The sequence below is a fragment of the Thiomicrospira pelophila DSM 1534 genome (assembly GCF_000711195.1).
Classification (GTDB): domain Bacteria; phylum Pseudomonadota; class Gammaproteobacteria; order Thiomicrospirales; family Thiomicrospiraceae; genus Thiomicrospira; species Thiomicrospira pelophila.
Genome location: NZ_JOMR01000001.1, coordinates 1,383,191 through 1,400,367, shown reverse-complemented (window position 1 = coordinate 1,400,367; position 17,177 = coordinate 1,383,191). Strand labels below are relative to the sequence as shown.

Genomic DNA, 17,177 nt, shown 5'->3' with positions numbered 1-17,177 from the left:
AAAGGATAACCTATGTTGGATACTCAAGAAATGATTCGGATCGGTGTAATGGGGGCTTCTGGGCGCATGGGTAAGCACCTGATTGAAGCCACTAATGCGACACCAGGCCTGGTACTGGGTGCGGCGATTGAGCGTCCGGGTTCGAGTTTAGCGGGTGCGGATGCAGGTGATTTAGCCGGTCTAGGTAGTTTAGGTGTGAAGGTGGCCGACAATTTGGCCGATGTGTTAGATGACTTTGATATTTTGATTGATTTCACACGTCCACAAGTGAGTCTTGAAGCGCTGGCTTTATGTGTGCAAGCCAATAAGCGCATCGTAATTGGCACTACCGGATTTGATGAGGCGGGTCTAGCGGCGATTGATGAGGCGGCGACTAAAATTCCAGTGGTGTTTGCACCTAACATGAGCGTAGGGGTAACTTTGAGTTTAACTTTGCTAAAAATGGCCGCTGAAGTTTTAAATGAAGGGTTTGATGTCGAAATTATAGAAGCCCATCATCGCCATAAAGTAGATGCGCCTTCGGGCACAGCTTTACGTATGGGTGAGGTGGTCGCAAAAGCGCTGGGTCGTGACTTAAAAGCCTGTGCGGTTTATGGGCGTGAGGGCGATACTGGCGAGCGTGACCCGCAAACGATCGGATTTGAAACTATTCGTGCTGGTGATATTGTGGGCGAGCATACGGTGATGTTTGCTGGTATTGGTGAGCGCATTGAAATTACTCATAAAGCCTCAAGTCGAATGACGTTTGCGAGTGGTGCGGTGCGCGCTTGTCAGTGGTTAGCCAACCAGTCAAATGGCTTATATGATATGCAAGACGTTCTAAATTTACGTTAATCAATTAGCCGTCCTGATAGGCTAGTAAATACCGTGAAATAATATAGACAATAGGTCTGAAATGCTTTAAAATCCGCCTAATTTAGAATTTTGATTTTATGATGCGAAATTTAAGGGTGGCATGAAGTCATTTAGCAAAAAAATAGAGACGGAGTAAGTTCTTGTTAAAAGAGAGCTGGCTCCGTTTTTTGTATGCGCATTTTAAGAAGTATTTAAGTATCTAGGCGGACGATTAAATGAATTACACAGCTTTGTTAGCGCTTGAAGATGGGACGCTTTTTTGGGGAACTTCAATTGGTGCTGAAGGCGAATGTGTCGGTGAGGTGGTATTTAATACCTCACTTACGGGTTACCAGGAGATTTTGACAGACCCTTCTTATTACAAGCAGATAGTTACCTTAACTTATCCGCATATCGGAAACGTTGGGGTGAACGCAGAAGATGCCGAATCATCAGGTATTATGGCGCAAGGCTTAGTGGTCAAAGACTGTTCTCGTTTGATGAGCAATTTCCGCGCTCAGCAAAGTTTACCGGACTACTTAAAAGATCAAAATGTGGTGGCGATTGCCGATATTGATACTCGCAAACTAACGCGTATTTTGCGTGAAAAAGGCGCGCAGAACGGTGTCATTGTTGCCGGTTCAGATATTGATGCCGAAAAAGCCGTGAACACCGCTAAAGGTTTTGCTGGCCTAAACGGTATGGACTTGGCCAAAGAAGTGACCACCAAAAAATCTTATAGCTGGACTGAAGGCAGTTGGCAGCTTGGTAAAGGACATATTGATTTTGCTGGGCAACAGCCTTATCACGTGGTGGCCTTTGATTACGGAATTAAAAACAACATTTTACGTATGTTGGCTGAACGCGGTTGTCGTTTGACAGTGGTGCCGGCTAAAACGACGGCGGCTGAAGTATTGGCTCTGAATCCAGATGGTGTGTTTTTATCTAATGGCCCAGGCGACCCCGCCCCTTGTGATTATGCCATTGAAGCGATCCAAGGTATTTTAGAAACGGATACACCAGTATTCGGTATTTGTTTAGGTCATCAATTATTGGCTTTAGCGAGTGGCGCTAAAACCGTGAAGATGAAATTTGGTCATCATGGTGCTAACCATCCAGTACAAGATACAGAAACCGGTCGTGTATTCATTACGGCGCAAAACCATGGTTTTGCGGTAGATGAATCTACTATGCCAGCGAATTTGAAGTCCACGCACAAGTCTTTGTTTGATGGTTCCTTACAAGGCATTTCGCGCACCGATAAATCGGCATTTAGTTTTCAGGGACATCCAGAAGCGAGTCCTGGCCCGCATGACGTCGCGCCTTTGTTCGACCAGTTTGTCGACAATATCAAACAATTTAAACAAGCTAACGCCAGCTAAGACCGCACAGAATTAAGGGAAGACTATGCCAAAGAGAACAGACATTAACAGTATCCTGATTATTGGTGCTGGCCCCATTATTATCGGACAAGCGTGTGAGTTTGATTACTCAGGCGCACAAGCCTGTAAAGCGTTAAAGGAAGAGGGGTATCGAGTTATTTTGGTGAACTCAAATCCGGCAACGATTATGACCGATCCAGAGTTGTCGGATGCGACTTACATCGAGCCCATTACTTGGCAGGTAGTCGAGCGCATCATCCAAAAAGAGCGTCCTGATGCCATTTTGCCAACCATGGGCGGCCAGACCGCATTGAACTGTGCGTTAGATTTGGCGCATAACGGTATTTTGGAAAAATATAATGTTGAGTTGATCGGCGCTAAGCAAGACGCGATTGATAAGGCTGAAAACCGAGACCGTTTCCGTCAAGCCATGACCAAAATTGGTTTAGATATGCCGACTTCAGCCGTCGCGCACAATATGACAGAGGCTTGGGAAATTCAAGCGCAAGTTGGCTTCCCAACCGTTATTCGTCCGTCCTTCACTTTAGGTGGTTCAGGTGGCGGCATTGCGTATAACCGTGAAGAATTTGAACAGATTTGTAAGTTTGGCTTGGAGTTATCACCCACCAACGAATTATTGATTGAAGAGTCGATTTTGGGTTGGAAAGAATACGAAATGGAAGTGGTGCGCGACACCAAGGATAACTGCATTATCGTATGTTCAATCGAAAACTTTGACCCGATGGGTGTGCATACGGGTGACTCGATTACGGTGGCTCCCGCGCAAACTCTAACCGATAAAGAATACCAAATTATGCGTAACGCTTCTATTGCAGTGTTACGTGAAATCGGCGTTGAAACTGGCGGCTCGAATGTGCAGTTTGCGGTCAATCCAGAAAACGGTCGCATGATCGTAATCGAAATGAACCCGCGTGTTTCGCGTTCATCAGCTTTAGCTTCTAAAGCGACTGGTTTCCCGATTGCTAAGGTGGCCGCTAAGTTGGCGGTAGGTTATACCTTGGATGAGTTGCAAAACGACATTACCAATGGTGCGACACCAGCATCGTTTGAACCGTCCATTGACTATGTGGTCACTAAAATTCCACGTTTTACGTTTGAGAAGTTCCCGCAAGCTCAACCACGTTTATCGACCCAAATGAAGTCGGTGGGTGAGGTGATGGCGATGGGCCGTAACTTCCAAGAGTCGATTCAAAAAGCTTTGCGTGGCTTAGAAACAGGTCATGATGGCTTTGATGAAATGATCGACTTGTCGAGCGTAGATGAAAAAGACGTGCGTGATATTTTACGTCGCGAATTGCGTGATCCTGGACCCGATCGTGTTTGGTATGTGGCGGATGCGTTTCGTGCGGGCTGGACATTGGAACAAGTGTTTGATGTATGTAAAATTGATCCTTGGTTCTTGTCGCAAATTGAAGAGCTGGTAGAACTGGAGGCTCAAATTGTGGCGAAAGGGTTGGATACTTTGGAAGAAGGCTTCTTACGCCAGTTAAAGCGTAAAGGCTTCTCTGATAACCGTATCGCGAAGTTGTTAAAAACCGACAGTGCGTTGGTGCGTAAATACCGTCATACGCTAGGCGTGCGTCCGGTTTATAAGCGTGTTGATACTTGTGCGGCCGAGTTTGCGACTTCAACTGCTTATATGTACTCAACCTATGAAGAAGAGTGTGAAGCCTATCCAACCGATCGTAACAAGATTATGGTGCTTGGAGGCGGGCCAAACCGTATTGGTCAAGGTATTGAGTTTGATTATTGTTGTGTGCATGCGGCGATGGCGTTAAGTGATGATGGTTATGAAACCATTATGGTTAACTGCAATCCGGAAACCGTTTCCACCGACTATGACACCTCTGATCGTCTGTATTTTGAGCCGTTAACGCTTGAAGATGTGTTGGAAATTGTTGAAGTTGAAAAACCCAAAGGGGTGATTGTGCAATATGGCGGTCAAACACCTTTGAAATTAGCGCGTGATTTGGAGGCGGCTGGTGTACCGATTATTGGAACCAGTCCCGATTCAATTGACTTGGCGGAAGACCGTGAGCGTTTCCAACAGCTATTGAATAAGTTAGGTTTACGCCAGCCACCAAATCGCACCGCACGCCGTGAAGATGAGGCGATTATTTTAGCTAAAGAAATTGGCTATCCGCTAGTGGTACGTCCGTCTTATGTATTAGGTGGGCGCGCGATGGAAATCGTCTATTCAGAAGAAGACTTGATCCGTTATATGAAATATGCGGTGCAAGTATCGAATGATTCGCCAGTATTGTTAGATCGCTTCTTAGATGACGCGGTGGAACTAGACGTGGATGCGATTTGTGATGGTGAGCAGGTGGTGATCGGTGGCTTGATGGAGCACATCGAGCAAGCCGGTATTCACTCAGGTGATTCAGCCTGTTCCTTGCCGCCATACAGTATTTCAGCGAAGATTCAGGATGAGATTCGCGACCAAGTCTCTAAAATGGCTAAAGCCTTAAATGTCATCGGTTTGATGAATACTCAGTTCGCTGTGAAGGGCGAAGACATTTATGTATTAGAGGTCAATCCACGTGCATCTAGAACCGTGCCATTTGTATCCAAGGCGATTGGTCGTCCATTGGCTAAAATTGCGGCGCGTTGCATGGTCGGCCAAAGCTTAAAGCAGCAGGGGTACGAAGTTGAAATTATGCCGAAGCATTGTTCGGTAAAAGAAGCGGTGTTCCCTTTCATTAAGTTCCTAGGAGTAGACCCAATTCTAGGCCCAGAAATGAAATCGACCGGTGAGGTGATGGGTGTCGGTGAAAACTTTGCGCAAGCTTATGCAAATGCACAGTTAGCGGCTAGCACGGTATTGCCTCGGGAGGGTAAAGCCTTCCTCAGCGTGCGAAAGGCTGACCGAGTTAAAGTCATCGACCTTGCGCAGAAATTGTTAGCAAAAGGGTTCACGATCGTGGCTACGCGTGGTACCGCCGCGTCCTTGATTGAGGCTGGCATTGAATGCGAGTTGGTTAACAAGGTGACCGAAGGGCGTCCGAACATTGTTGATGCAATCAAAAATGAAGAGATTGCTTTGATCGTCAACACCTCGGACGGCTCAGTGAGTATTAAAGATTCTTCCGGTATTCGTCGTGAAGCTTTGATGCATAAGATTTGTTATACGACGACTATGGCCGGTGCATTTGCTACGGTCGCCGCGATGGACTACTTGGATAATCAACCAGTGCATCGTTTACAAGATTTACATAACGCTTAAACCTTGATATGTTTAAGTAACTAGAATATAAATTCGTTAGTTGCATAAAAGAAGCTGGTACGTTGACGTGCTGGCTTCTTTTCTTTTATGGAGTAAGACATTATGCAAAAACATCCTATGACAAAAGATGGAGCCGATAAATTACAAGTCGAGCTTCAACGTTTAAAAAAAGAAGAACGCCCAAGAATTACGCAGGCGATTGCCGATGCGCGTGAACACGGCGATTTAAAAGAAAATGCCGAATACCATGCGGCGCGTGAGCAACAAGGCTTTATAGAAGCACGCATTAAACATTTAGAAGGTGTTTTAAGTCATGCCCAGATTATTGATGTGGCGAGCTTAAATGCCAACGGTAAAATTGTATTTGGTGCGACAGTGAAGCTGTTGAACTTGGATACCGATGGTGAAGTGATTTATCGCATTGTCGGGAATGAAGAATCGGATTTAAAACAGAATAAAATTTCGATTAACTCACCGATTGCACGAGCGTTAATTGGTAAGGAAGAGGGTGAAGAGGTCGTGGTACAAGCTCCAAGCGGCGAAATCGACTATGAAATCCTTGAAGTCAGTTATGTCTAGAGCAATCTGGCTCTAAACATTAAGCACCAGGCCTGGTGCTTATTACAGACAATAAAAAAACCCGCAAAAGCGGGTTTTTTTATTAGCTTCAAAGTTAAATCTCAAAACACACGGTTGTATTTGCAGGTGCGTATTCGTTTGGTGCAGAGGTTAAGTCATCAATAACAAGTCGTGCGCGACCAGTTTGATAGGCTGTTGGCGTTGTTATAAAATCAGAGCCTGCACCATCGATTGCACGAATTAATGCTTGGACATTATCTTCAGTTGTTATATCTCTATAACAAACTGCCCAGCTAAATGATTGCGGGGCAACTGTAGTGTTAGCGGCTGTAGCAAGCCCGATAACTGTACCTGTCGTATCGCCATTTTTAGCCAATTCGACTGCACCACCTAAAGCATGTTGGTTTTTTTGTGAAATTAAACCACGATCCGCTAACTCTTTTAGCATGTCATTGCTATCAGGCTCCGTTCCATCTGTGACAGGTACTGTGTAGTTTGCTTTATTGAATAAATCACCAAAACGATCTTGATAGCTAACTAGTGCCACTGAGTAAGCGTTTACATCACTTGCAGCGGCTTTAGTTTTCGCACTTTTAATTAATTCTTGACCTTTTAGAACGCCGCCAAGTAGCAAGCCGATAATGACCAGTACAATGGCGATTTCGATGAGGGTAAAGCCTTTTTGTTTGTTTTGGTGTTGCATGAGCTATCCTTTATAAAATTCTAAATTGATCGTTTAGGTCAAATTGTTCCAAATGATTTTATCAAACAAATTGTTCTAATACCTTGTCTTTTTAACCATTTTTTATTAGTCGTTTTTCCATTTTAACCAGTTAAGCACCAGGCCTGGTAGTTATCTCGTCGTTATTTATTGAATTAACAATAAGTTAGTTGATTATAGTGCTTCAGATGCAAATTCAGCAAGACGAGAACGTTCGCCTTGTTTCAGTGTAATGTGTGCACCGTGTTCCCAGTTTTTAAAGCGATCAACCACATAGGTTAAGCCGGTGGTGGTTTCGGTTAAATAAGGCGTATCAATTTGGCCGATGTTACCTAGGCAAATCACCTTTGTTCCTGCGCCGGAGCGGGTAACTAAGGTTTTCATTTGTTTAGGGGTCAGGTTTTGGGCTTCGTCGATAATGATGTACTTTTTCATAAAGGTACGGCCGCGCATAAAGTTCAGCGATTTAATTTTTATGCGTTTGTTTAGTAGCTCTTGGGTGGATTGTTTTTCCCAATCGGCACCGTGTTCATCTGACATGGTGAGCACTTCTAAGTTATCCATAAGCGCGCCCATCCAGGGCGTCATTTTTTCTTCTTCAGTGCCGGGCAAAAAGCCGATGTCTTCACCAACTGGAATGGTGGCGCGGGTCATAATGATTTCGTTATAAATACCTTGATCCAGCGTTTGTTCAAGGCCACAAGCCAGCGCTAACAAAGTTTTACCGGTGCCGGCGATACCCAGTAGGGAAACAAAGTCAATATCTGGGTCCATCAAAAAGTTCATCACCATGTTCTGTTCACTATTGCGTGCATTTATGCCCCAAACGCTGTGTTTGCCAATAGTGTAATCGCGCATGGTTTCGAGGGTGATTTTATGCTCTTCCACTTTGCGCACAATCGCGCTAAAGCCTGAGTCGTTGGCGCTAATTAAACATTGATTAGGGTAGTAGTAATGCTGTTGATCACTGTCAATGTTTAGCTCATAAAAGCTGCGCGCCTCCACTTGCCAGGCTTTCATGTCTTTGCCGTGGGTTTCAAAAAAGTCATCGGGCAAAATTTCGTAACCGGTATAAAGTAGGTCAGCGTCTTCGAGTACACGGTCGTTATAATAGTCTTCTGAATGTAAGCCAACGGCTGAGGCCTTGATGCGCATATTAATGTCTTTGGTAACTAGGGTGACATTGCGCTCAGGGAATTTAGCTTTCAGAGCTAAGCCGGTTTGTAGGATTTGGTTGTCGGCTTTATGGCTGGGAATACTGGTAGGTAACTCCGCTTTCAGGATTTCGGTTTCAAAAAATAGCTTACCAAGATGCAAAGATGTGTTTTCGTCATTTTTACGAGGGTGAATGTTTTCTAGCGCTAAACCTTTTCGAATGGTTTCAAAATCCGCACCGTCGATAATTTTGTCCATTAATCGGTTGGTTTCACGCACGTTGCGTGCGACTTCTGATACCCCTTTTTTACCGGCATCAAGTTCTTCCAATACGGTCATAGGGATAAATAAGTCATGCTCATCAAAGTTAAATAAGGCCATCGGATCGTGCATCAATACGTTGGTGTCTAAGATGAAGAGGCGTTTGGTATTATCTGACATAGCCGTTCCTTGTGGTGGTTTCGATTAATGATTTTTAAGGGTGTCTAAAACATCTTGCGCGTGGCCGGTCACTTTCACTTTGCGCCACTCTTTAATCAGATTTAGGTTGGGATCGAGTAAAAAGGTACTGCGTTCGATGCCCATATACTCTTTGCCAAAGTTCTTTTTAAGTTTGATGACATTAAACATTTTGCACAAAACTTCATCAGGGTCGCTTATCAGTTCAAACGGGAATTGGTATTTTTCTTTGAAGTTTTGATGTTTTTGTAAGCTATCTTTGGATACACCGTAAATTTCGGCATCTAGTTTTTTGAAAGACTCGTACAGGTCACGAAAATCTTGGCCTTCTTGCGCGCATCCAGGCGTATTATCTTTAGGATAAAAATATAAGATCGTGTAATGACCCTTTAAGTCATTGAGTTGAATTGTTTGGTCTGCCGTGGCGCTGAGTTCAAAATCGTTGATTTGTGACGCGAAGTTTGATGACATTATGGCCTCCATTTTCTTGGTTTTGGTTCTAGTATCACCATAAATCTAATCGTGCGCAACCGCTTTTGGGGTTGGATTGCAATAATCAATCGCAAGCGCAATAACAAGTTGAACAACCAGGCCTGAAACGGTAAGATTACGCCTTTACGGCTTGCTCATTATTTTGGCGTGAGATACGTTGCGGTTTGATGACAGGTCGGCAAATTATTATTGTGGAGAATGGGCCGTGTTTAGAGGCAGTATGGTGGCATTGGTAACCCCAATGAACGAGGACGAAAGCGTTGATTATGCCGCGTTGGAACGTTTGCTCGAATGGCATATCCAATCCGGTACACAAGCAATTGTAGCGGTCGGCACGACCGGCGAGTCAGCCACGCTTGATATGAAAGAGCACTGTGATGTGATTCGTTTTGTAGTTGAGCGTGTCAATAAACGCATTCCGGTGATCGCTGGTACTGGTGCCAACTCAACCACCGAAGCCATTCAACTTACCCAGTGTGCTAAACAAGTGGGTGCTGATGCGTGTTTGCTGGTCACCCCTTATTACAATAAGCCGACTCAAGAAGGCTTGTATCTTCACCATAAAAAGATCGCAGAAGCGGTCGATATTCCTCAAATTCTCTACAATGTTCCTGGGCGTACCGCATGTGATATGCAGCCAGAAACCATTGGTCGATTAGCCAAGGTTGCGAATATTGTGGGCGTGAAAGAGGCAACTGGAGATTTGTCACGCGTGAGTAAAATCCTTGAATTGGTTGATGCTGATTTTGATTTATATACGGGTGATGATGCGACGGCTGTTGAGTTTATATTGTTAGGTGGACATGGCGGAATTTCCGTTACGGCTAATGTCGCACCAGACTTGGTGGCTCAGGCTTATAATGCGGCGTTGGCTGGCGATGCGGATAAAACGCGCCAGTTGGACTCGCCTTTAATGGAATTGCACCAGAAGTTGTTTGTTGAAGCGAACCCGATTCCCGTTAAGTGGGCCATGGCGGAAATGGGATTGATTAAACCTGCAATTCGTTTGCCTTTAACGCCGTTATCTGAGCCATATCATGACATAGTGCGTGGCGCGCTGATTCACGCAGGAGTGTTGTCATAGTGGCATTATTAAAGTTAGTGGGGTTTGGTGTCCTGTATTTAACCCTGGCAAGTTGCTCAAGTTTGTCGAACATCTATAATGGCGAAGATGATCACCGTATTCATGAAGCTGAGTTGGCCAAAAAACTCGAAATGCCACCTAACTTTATCGAACCTAAGGATACAAATTCATTATTAACCCAATCACTTAGCAGTGTCGATCTGTCAGAGGTTGACACGATTCCAAGCTATCAAGTTGAACAGATTCAAGTTAAATCGAACCTAGTTGAGCGCTGGATAGAGTTTGAAGGGGTGGATGTGAAACAGGTTTGGGCGGGTTTGCGCCAATTTGTTCAGCAGCAAGGGTTTGACATAGCCGAAGAACGCTTAGATTTGGGTTTAATCGAAACCCAATATGCTGCGAGAATAGAGCATGCGCCGGTTGAGAAAGAGTTAGGCGCACTATCACGAATGCTAAACAGTTGGCGTCCTGAGTTGGTATCGGGTATTTATGATCGTTATAGTTTGCAAGTTATTGACGACACCGCTAATAAAAAAGTCAAAGTCTACATTCGACACCACATGATGCAAGCCGATTCGAGTCAAAATACAACCGATTGGCTTATACGTCCATACGATACGATGATGGAATCACTTGCACTTTATCGAGCGATGGTTTTCTTCGGTGCAACTCAGCTTCAAGCGATTAGCGAAGTTGAGACAGTGGCTTATTACCAGGAAATTTATGAGGGTGAAGAGTTGGCAGGCATCGTTCTCGCGGCACCGCGGTCTCAAGCTTGGGATTATTTGCAGGCGATGGTTTATCGTGCTGATTGGTATGTAACCGCCACCAGGCCAGCTTTATACGAAATTTGGCTGAAAACGCCTGAAAATACGCCATCATCAAAAGGTTTTTTTGGTCGACTATTTTCCGGGCGTGATCTGCCTGAATTGGTGCGTTTAAAGTTAACACCGTCCGAATCAGATGCCGACAAAACTATGTTGAGCTTAAATGTAGAAGAGGGGGGGGCTCCTCTTAATGCAGAGCAACGCCGCCATATCTTAACGACGTTAGGATTGCTCGAAAAATAATGTATTAAATATCATTAGCCCTCTTAACGAGGGCTTTTTCTATTAGTTTTAATAAAGTTTTCATTCCGTATCTTCATTTTAGGAACCAGAGTTATGCAAATCATTTGGGGGCTTCCCGCTCATTCTGACTATCGTTTAAGCCAACTGAACGCCAAGCTTGCTTCGCTAGGTAAAATTGCCGGTGTGGCCTCGCAAAACGTTTACTTTTACGAGGCTGAAGTCGACTTGACGCCTGAGCAACTGTCACAGTTACGCCAGTTGCTAAATGCAGATAGTGTTGACCTAACCCCAGCGCAATCAACCACTTGTTTGATTACGCCTCGTCCAGGCACGATTTCACCTTGGTCATCCAAAGCGACGGATATTATGCATACCTGTGGTTTGCCGCAAATCAAACGCATTGAAAAAGGCATCGCTTATTTCTTAAAAGGTATTAATCCGGATCAATTGGACGCATTTATGCCAGCTTTATACGACCGTATGACTTCAGTTGCTTGGGCGGATTTGACCAAAATTAGCGCGTTGTTTGAGCAGCATAAACCGCGAGATTTACGCAGCGTGGACGTGTTAAAAGGCGGTCGTGAAGCGCTACTTAAAGCCAATAAAGAGTTAGGCTTGGCTTTGAGTGAGGATGAGATTGATTATTTGGTTGAGAACTTTGGTCAGCTAAAACGTAACCCAACCGATGCGGAATTGATGATGTTCGCCCAAGCCAACTCAGAACATTGTCGGCATAAAATTTTTAACGCCGATTGGGTTGTAGATGGCGAGCCAAAAGCCAAGTCTTTATTTGGCATGATTCGCAACAGTTTTCAATCTAATCCGGCGGGTGTCTTGTCTGCTTATAGTGATAACGCAGCCGTGATGCAAGGACCAAATGCGGTGCGTTTTTTCCCGCAGTCTGGTAGCGCCGAATACGCTTATAGCTCAGAACCGGTGCATGTGCAGATCAAGGTTGAAACCCACAATCACCCCACTGCAATTTCGCCTTTTCCAGGTGCGGCTACAGGTGCTGGTGGTGAAATTCGTGACGAAGGTGCAACTGGCCAGGGCTCGAAACCTAAGTCGGGCTTAACTGGTTTTACTGTGTCGAATTTGAATATTCCCGGCTTCAAACAGGCTTGGGAACGTGAGTATGGTCGTCCAGCACGTATTGTATCGCCTTTGGATATTATGATTGAAGGTCCGTTAGGTGCCGCTGGATATAACAACGAGTTTGGTCGTCCGGCGATTAACGGTTATTTTCGTACCTATGAAAACCCTTTGTTAACCCACGATGGCGAAGAAGTTCGTGGTTATCATAAACCGATAATGTTGGCCGGTGGTCTGGGCAATATTCGTGACATGCACGTACAAAAACAAAACATTCCGGTTGGTGCAAAACTCGTGGTGTTAGGTGGTCCGGCCATGTTAATTGGTTTGGGCGGCAGCGCGGCATCGAGTGTGGACTCAGGCTCAGGTTCGGAAGCTTTGGATTTTGCTTCAGTGCAACGTGATAATCCAGAAATGGAACGTCGCGTTCAAGAAGTGATTGATCGCTGTACTTATTTAGGGAGTGATACGCCGATTGCCTCCATACATGACGTGGGCGCGGGGGGGTTGTCGAATGCGTTTCCAGAACTTGTAAATGACAGCGGACGTGGTGGACGCTTTGATTTACGCAAAGTGCCAAATGATGAGCCGGGTATGTCACCTATGGAAATTTGGTGTAATGAATCGCAAGAGCGTTATGTGATGGCGATTTATCCTGACAAAATTGAACAGTTTGAAGCCATTTGTCAGCGCGAACGTTGTTTGTATGCGATTGTGGGTGAAGCCACCGCTGAACAAGAGCTTGTGGTAAATGACACGGTGCTAGAAGGCACACCGGTGAATTTGCCGTTGAATGTATTACTAGGCAAGCCGCCTAAAATGCTACGTGACGTTAAAACTTTAAGCATTCCGCAACCGGGTTTTGAAACCGCCGTTTTGGAACTGGAGGAAGTCACCGAGCGTTTGTTAAAGCTGCCAACTATTGCGAGTAAATCTTTCCTAATTACGATTGGCGACCGCAGTATTACCGGTATGGTTACACGCGATCAAATGGTTGGACCTTGGCAGGTTCCGGTCGCGGATGTGGGCGTAACCGCATCGGATTACAAAGGTTACACTGGCGAAGCGATGGCGATGGGTGAGCGCCCTCCGGTTGCGTTAATTAACCCAAAAGCCTCAGCACGTTTGGCAATTGCTGAAGCCATTACGAATATTGCGGCGGCTAAAATTGGCCAAATTTCAGACATTAAAATGTCGGCTAACTGGATGGCCGCGGCTGGGCATCCCGGTGAGGATGCCGCCTTGTTTGCAGCGGTTGAAACCGTGGGTATGGAGCTGTGTCCAGCCCTAGGTATTTCGGTGCCGGTTGGTAAAGATTCCATGTCGATGAAAACTGTTTGGCAGGACCAAAGCCAAGATAAAGCGGTAATTTCACCAGTTTCACTCAATATCACGGCTTTTTCATGTGTGGAAGATGTGCGGAAAACCTTAACTCCGCAGTTGCGCACCGAATTAGGCGATACTCAGTTATGCGTTATTGATTTAGGCCGCAAGCAGAACCGCATCGGTGGCAGCTGTTTAGCGCAGGTTTATAACCAAGTGGGTGATGTGGCGGCCGACTTGGATGAGTCGCAAGATCTGGTGAATTTCTTTAATGCCATTCAAGCCTTAAACGAAGCTAACTTAATTCAGGCTTACCACGATCGCGCCGATGGTGGTTTGTTGGTGACCTTGCTTGAAATGGCGTTTGCCGGTCATTGTGGTATTGATATTGATGTGAGCGAGCTAGGTGCGGAACCAATCGCGGCACTCGCGGCTGAAGAGCTGGGTGCGGTGGTTCAGGTCAAAACTCAGGATATCGAACAGGTTAATCAAATTTTAGCGAAACACCAGTTGGCTGAGATGTCGCATTGGATTGGCGGCATCAATACCACCGATGAAATTTTGATTCAAACTCAGGGTAAAACCCTATTAAAAGGCGCGCGCGCTCACTACCAGGCCTGGTGGTCTGAAACCTCTTATCGCATTCAAGCGATGCGCGATAACGAAGTTTGCGCCGAACAAGAATTTGAAGCGATTAAGGATTCTGCCCATACGGAGTTGGTTGCTAAGCCGAGTTTTGATATAAATGACGACGTTTCTGCGCCCTACATTCAAACAGGTGTTAAACCTAAGGTTGCGATTTTGCGTGAGCAGGGCGTTAACGGTCAGCAAGAAATGGCGGCCGCTTTTGATCGCGCAGGCTTCACCTCTATTGATGTTCACATGAGCGATATTCTAGAAGGTCGTGTGACATTAGACGAGTTCAAAGGCTTAGTGGCTTGTGGCGGCTTTTCTTATGGCGATGTATTGGGTGCTGGCCGTGGTTGGGCAAACTCCATTTTGTTTAACCCGCGCGCACGCGATCAATTTGAAGCTTACTTTAATCGCCAAGATACCTTCAGTTTGGGTGTGTGTAACGGTTGTCAAATGATGTCGAATTTAAAAGACATTATTCCGGGTGCGCAACATTGGCCAGCCTTTAAACGCAACCGCTCTGAGCAGTTTGAAGCGCGCCTCTCACTGGTCGAAGTGACCGAGTCACCGTCGGTATTATTAGCCGGCATGGCGGGCAGCCGCATTCCAGTGGCGGTCGCGCACGGTGAGGGCCGCGTGGATTTTGGTGACGCATCAGCTGAAGCGGCACAAGGTTTGATTGGTTTGCGTTATGTAAATGCACAAGGTTTAGCGACTGAGCGCTATCCGTTCAATCCGAATGGATCGGAACAGGGTATTACTGGCTTAACCACTCAGGACGGTCGCGTTACGATTATGATGCCACATCCTGAGCGTGTGTTTCGAGCCGCGCAACATTCCTGGTGTCCAGATGATTGGATTGAAGATGCGCCTTGGATGCGTTTATTCAGAAACGCGCGTAAATGGGTAGGTTGATTGGTTTAATTGCGAAGCATTTTTTAATGACGTTATAAAAAAAACTTTATTAGCTATAAGATAATTCTTGTGCAGCTAAGGGCGCTGAATTTGACTTTAATCATCAATTTAGTTAACTTAGCTGGACTTTTTTGAACGGCTTTAGGGCTTAATTTTAATTAGAACGGAGAGACCTCATGTCTTTAAATCGTCGCGAATTTCTACACGTAATGGCTGTAGCCGCTGCCGCTGGTATGTTGCCAGCTGGTGCTCGTGCAATGGGTGATAAACCAGGTGAATGGTCTGGTGATGCCAGCATGTATAACGTGCCAATGAAAGGCAAAGTTCGTTTATTACACACTACCGATACTCACGCACAGTTAAAGCCAATTCACTTCCGTGAGCCAAACGTCAACCTTGGTGTGGGCCCAGCTTATGGTAAGCGTCCACACATTGTTGGTAAAGCATTGCTAGAAAACGTCGGTCTTAAAGAAGGTACACCTGAGTCTTATGCTTTTTCTTACCTTGATTTCGAAGATGCGGCCGCTCGTTACGGTAAAGTGGGTGGTTTTGCCCACCTAAAAACTTTATTAGACATGCTACGTGACCAGGCTGGTGGACGTCAAAATACGATCTACATGGATGGTGGTGACTTGTGGCACGGTTCAGCAACCGCTCTTTGGACACGTGGTATGGACATGGTTGAAGCGTCTAACCTATTAGGTATGGATATTTTGACTGGTCACTGGGAATTTACCTATGAAGAACACGAAGTTCTGAGAAACCTACAAGCGTTTAAAGGTGAGTATGTTTCTCAAAACACGCGTATTCGTGAAGACGCTTTATTTGGTGACGCCTATTATGACGTAACTGAAAAATACGGTATTGGTTTATATAACGAAGATGAACTACGTCCGTTTAAGCCTTACACCATTAAAGAAGTGAATGGTGAGCGTGTTGCGGTTGTTGGTCAGACGTTCCCACGTTTATCTAATGCAAACCCACAAGCTAACTTCCCTAACTGGTCATTTGGCTTACGTGAAGAAGACTTGCAAGAAACGGTTGACCACATTCGTGCAAACGAAAAAGTAGCCGCGGTTATCATGATTTCGCATAACGGTATGGACGTTGACATTAAGATGGCTAGCCGTGTAAACGGTATCGATGCAATCTTCGGTGGTCACACTCACGATGGTATGCCGATCCCAACTAAGGTTAAAACACCAGAAGGCGGTGTTTGTTATGTAACTAACGCCGGTTCTAACGGTAAGTTTGTTGGTGTAATGGATTTAGATATTCAAGAAGGCAAGTTAAAAGGTATCGATTACCGTTTGTTGCCAGTATTCTCGAATGTATTAGAAGCCGACAAAGGTGTTAATCAATTTATTTCTGATCTATATCAGCGTAAATATGATGAAAACGTGGTTGAAGCACGTAACGCTAAGTACAAGAACAATAAAGATCGTTTAGGAAAAACCTATGGTGAAATCTTAAGCGAAGAGTTTGGCGAAGCGGAAGATACGCTTTACCGTCGTGGTAACTTCATGGGTACGTGGGACCAGATTTTGGTGAACGCGTTACGTGAAGAGCATGATACTCAAATTGCCATGTCTGCAGGTGTTCGTTGGGGTACCTCAGTTATCCAGGGTGAAATGATCACTATGGAACGCGTTATGGATGAAACGTCGTTAACCTATGGTGAAACCTATCGTACAGAAATGACGGGTGCTGAGTTGAAAGACGTGTTTGAAGGGATTTGTGAAAACCTATTTGTGGTTGATCCTTACCTTCAATCAGGTGGTGATATGGCACGTATCGGTGGTTTGGATTATGTTTGTGATCCTAACGAAACTTTGGGTCGTCGTATCACCAACATCACGTTGGACGATGGTACCCCAGTTGAGCCGAACAAAACTTATACTGTAGCTGGTTGGGCGCAAGTTGACCAAGTTGGTGAAGGTCGCTTGATGTGGGACGTAGCAGCAGATTACCTACGTAACCACAAAGGTAACTTGAAGCTAAACAAAGTTAACCACCCAACATTGAAAGGTGTGAGCGATAACCCAGGTATCGCGGATTACGCAGGTAAGTTGATCTAATCAACGCTTACGGTGTAAGTAGATAAAAACCCAGCTTCGGCTGGGTTTTTTTATGTCTGTTGTAAACACAGCACCAGGCCTGGTAGTTGTTATTTAAGGCTTATACAGCTAGA

11 protein-coding genes are annotated in these 17,177 nt (G+C 45.3%); 8 read left to right on the top strand and 3 right to left on the bottom strand.

Annotation, left to right across the window (positions count from 1 at the left end):
* Window positions 1–12: 12 nt before the first annotated feature.
* From dapB to greA, 4 genes are all read left to right on the top strand, one after another.
* Window positions 13–834 carry a 4-hydroxy-tetrahydrodipicolinate reductase gene (gene dapB / locus N746_RS0106715; RefSeq protein WP_029935106.1) on the top strand — a complete coding sequence of 274 codons (822 nt, stop codon included), beginning with the start codon at window positions 13–15 and terminating at the stop codon, window positions 832–834.
* A 236-nt stretch (window positions 835–1,070) separates the two neighbouring features.
* Window positions 1,071–2,216, top strand: coding sequence for a glutamine-hydrolyzing carbamoyl-phosphate synthase small subunit (gene carA / locus N746_RS0106710; RefSeq protein ID WP_029935103.1), 1,146 nt, complete (start codon window positions 1,071–1,073; stop codon window positions 2,214–2,216).
* Between the two features lie 25 nt (window positions 2,217–2,241).
* The gene (gene carB, locus N746_RS0106705) at window positions 2,242–5,463 is read left to right on the top strand and encodes a carbamoyl-phosphate synthase large subunit (protein ID WP_029935102.1); all 3,222 of its coding nucleotides are present in this window, start codon (window positions 2,242–2,244) and stop codon (window positions 5,461–5,463) included.
* Between the two features lie 102 nt (window positions 5,464–5,565).
* The gene (gene greA / locus N746_RS0106700) at window positions 5,566–6,042 is read left to right on the top strand and encodes a transcription elongation factor GreA (protein WP_029935099.1); all 477 of its coding nucleotides are present in this window, start codon (window positions 5,566–5,568) and stop codon (window positions 6,040–6,042) included.
* A gap of 94 nt (window positions 6,043–6,136) precedes the next feature.
* Here the strand turns inward: greA and N746_RS10675 are convergent, their stop codons facing one another.
* The 3 genes from N746_RS10675 to N746_RS0106685 form a co-directional block, all read right to left on the bottom strand.
* Entirely contained in the window at window positions 6,137–6,745 is a 609-nt protein-coding gene (locus tag N746_RS10675; RefSeq protein WP_029935097.1) for a prepilin-type N-terminal cleavage/methylation domain-containing protein, read from the bottom strand.
* A 192-nt stretch (window positions 6,746–6,937) separates the two neighbouring features.
* Complete coding sequence (locus tag N746_RS0106690; RefSeq protein WP_029935096.1) at window positions 6,938–8,359, bottom strand: PhoH family protein; 1,422 nt, start codon at window positions 8,357–8,359, stop codon at window positions 6,938–6,940.
* Window positions 8,360–8,383: 24 nt separating this feature from the next.
* Complete coding sequence (locus N746_RS0106685; RefSeq protein WP_029935094.1) at window positions 8,384–8,848, bottom strand: peroxiredoxin; 465 nt, start codon at window positions 8,846–8,848, stop codon at window positions 8,384–8,386.
* A gap of 226 nt (window positions 8,849–9,074) precedes the next feature.
* Between N746_RS0106685 and dapA the strand changes: the two genes are divergently transcribed.
* The 4 genes from dapA (at window position 9,075) to N746_RS0106665 (ending at window position 17,064) form a co-directional block, all read left to right on the top strand.
* Window positions 9,075–9,953 carry a 4-hydroxy-tetrahydrodipicolinate synthase gene (dapA, locus tag N746_RS0106680; RefSeq protein ID WP_038125916.1) on the top strand — a complete coding sequence of 293 codons (879 nt, stop codon included), beginning with the start codon at window positions 9,075–9,077 and terminating at the stop codon, window positions 9,951–9,953.
* The gene (locus N746_RS0106675; RefSeq protein ID WP_051678562.1) at window positions 9,953–11,023 is read left to right on the top strand and encodes an outer membrane protein assembly factor BamC; all 1,071 of its coding nucleotides are present in this window, start codon (window positions 9,953–9,955) and stop codon (window positions 11,021–11,023) included. The genes dapA and N746_RS0106675 overlap by 1 nt, the downstream gene beginning before the upstream one ends.
* A gap of 93 nt (window positions 11,024–11,116) precedes the next feature.
* Window positions 11,117–14,986, top strand: coding sequence for a phosphoribosylformylglycinamidine synthase (gene purL, locus N746_RS0106670; protein ID WP_029935090.1), 3,870 nt, complete (start codon window positions 11,117–11,119; stop codon window positions 14,984–14,986).
* Between the two features lie 176 nt (window positions 14,987–15,162).
* Complete coding sequence (locus N746_RS0106665) at window positions 15,163–17,064, top strand: 5'-nucleotidase C-terminal domain-containing protein (protein WP_029935089.1); 1,902 nt, start codon at window positions 15,163–15,165, stop codon at window positions 17,062–17,064.
* The last annotated feature ends 113 nt before the right edge of the window (window positions 17,065–17,177 follow it).

What these genes read in the sequence shown, in the direction of transcription:
- dapB (WP_029935106.1), top strand. Translation starts at nt 13, where the DNA reads ATGTTGGATACTCAAGAAATGATTCGGATCGGTGTAATGGGGGCTTCT.
- purL (WP_029935090.1), top strand. Translation starts at nt 11,117, where the DNA reads ATGCAAATCATTTGGGGGCTTCCCGCTCATTCTGACTATCGTTTAAGC.
- N746_RS0106690 (WP_029935096.1), bottom strand. Translation starts at nt 8,359, where the DNA reads ATGTCAGATAATACCAAACGCCTCTTCATCTTAGACACCAACGTATTG.
- N746_RS10675 (WP_029935097.1), bottom strand. Translation starts at nt 6,745, where the DNA reads ATGCAACACCAAAACAAACAAAAAGGCTTTACCCTCATCGAAATCGCC.
- N746_RS0106665 (WP_029935089.1), top strand. Translation starts at nt 15,163, where the DNA reads ATGTCTTTAAATCGTCGCGAATTTCTACACGTAATGGCTGTAGCCGCT.
- greA (WP_029935099.1), top strand. Translation starts at nt 5,566, where the DNA reads ATGCAAAAACATCCTATGACAAAAGATGGAGCCGATAAATTACAAGTC.
- carA (WP_029935103.1), top strand. Translation starts at nt 1,071, where the DNA reads ATGAATTACACAGCTTTGTTAGCGCTTGAAGATGGGACGCTTTTTTGG.
- N746_RS0106685 (WP_029935094.1), bottom strand. Translation starts at nt 8,848, where the DNA reads ATGTCATCAAACTTCGCGTCACAAATCAACGATTTTGAACTCAGCGCC.
- carB (WP_029935102.1), top strand. Translation starts at nt 2,242, where the DNA reads ATGCCAAAGAGAACAGACATTAACAGTATCCTGATTATTGGTGCTGGC.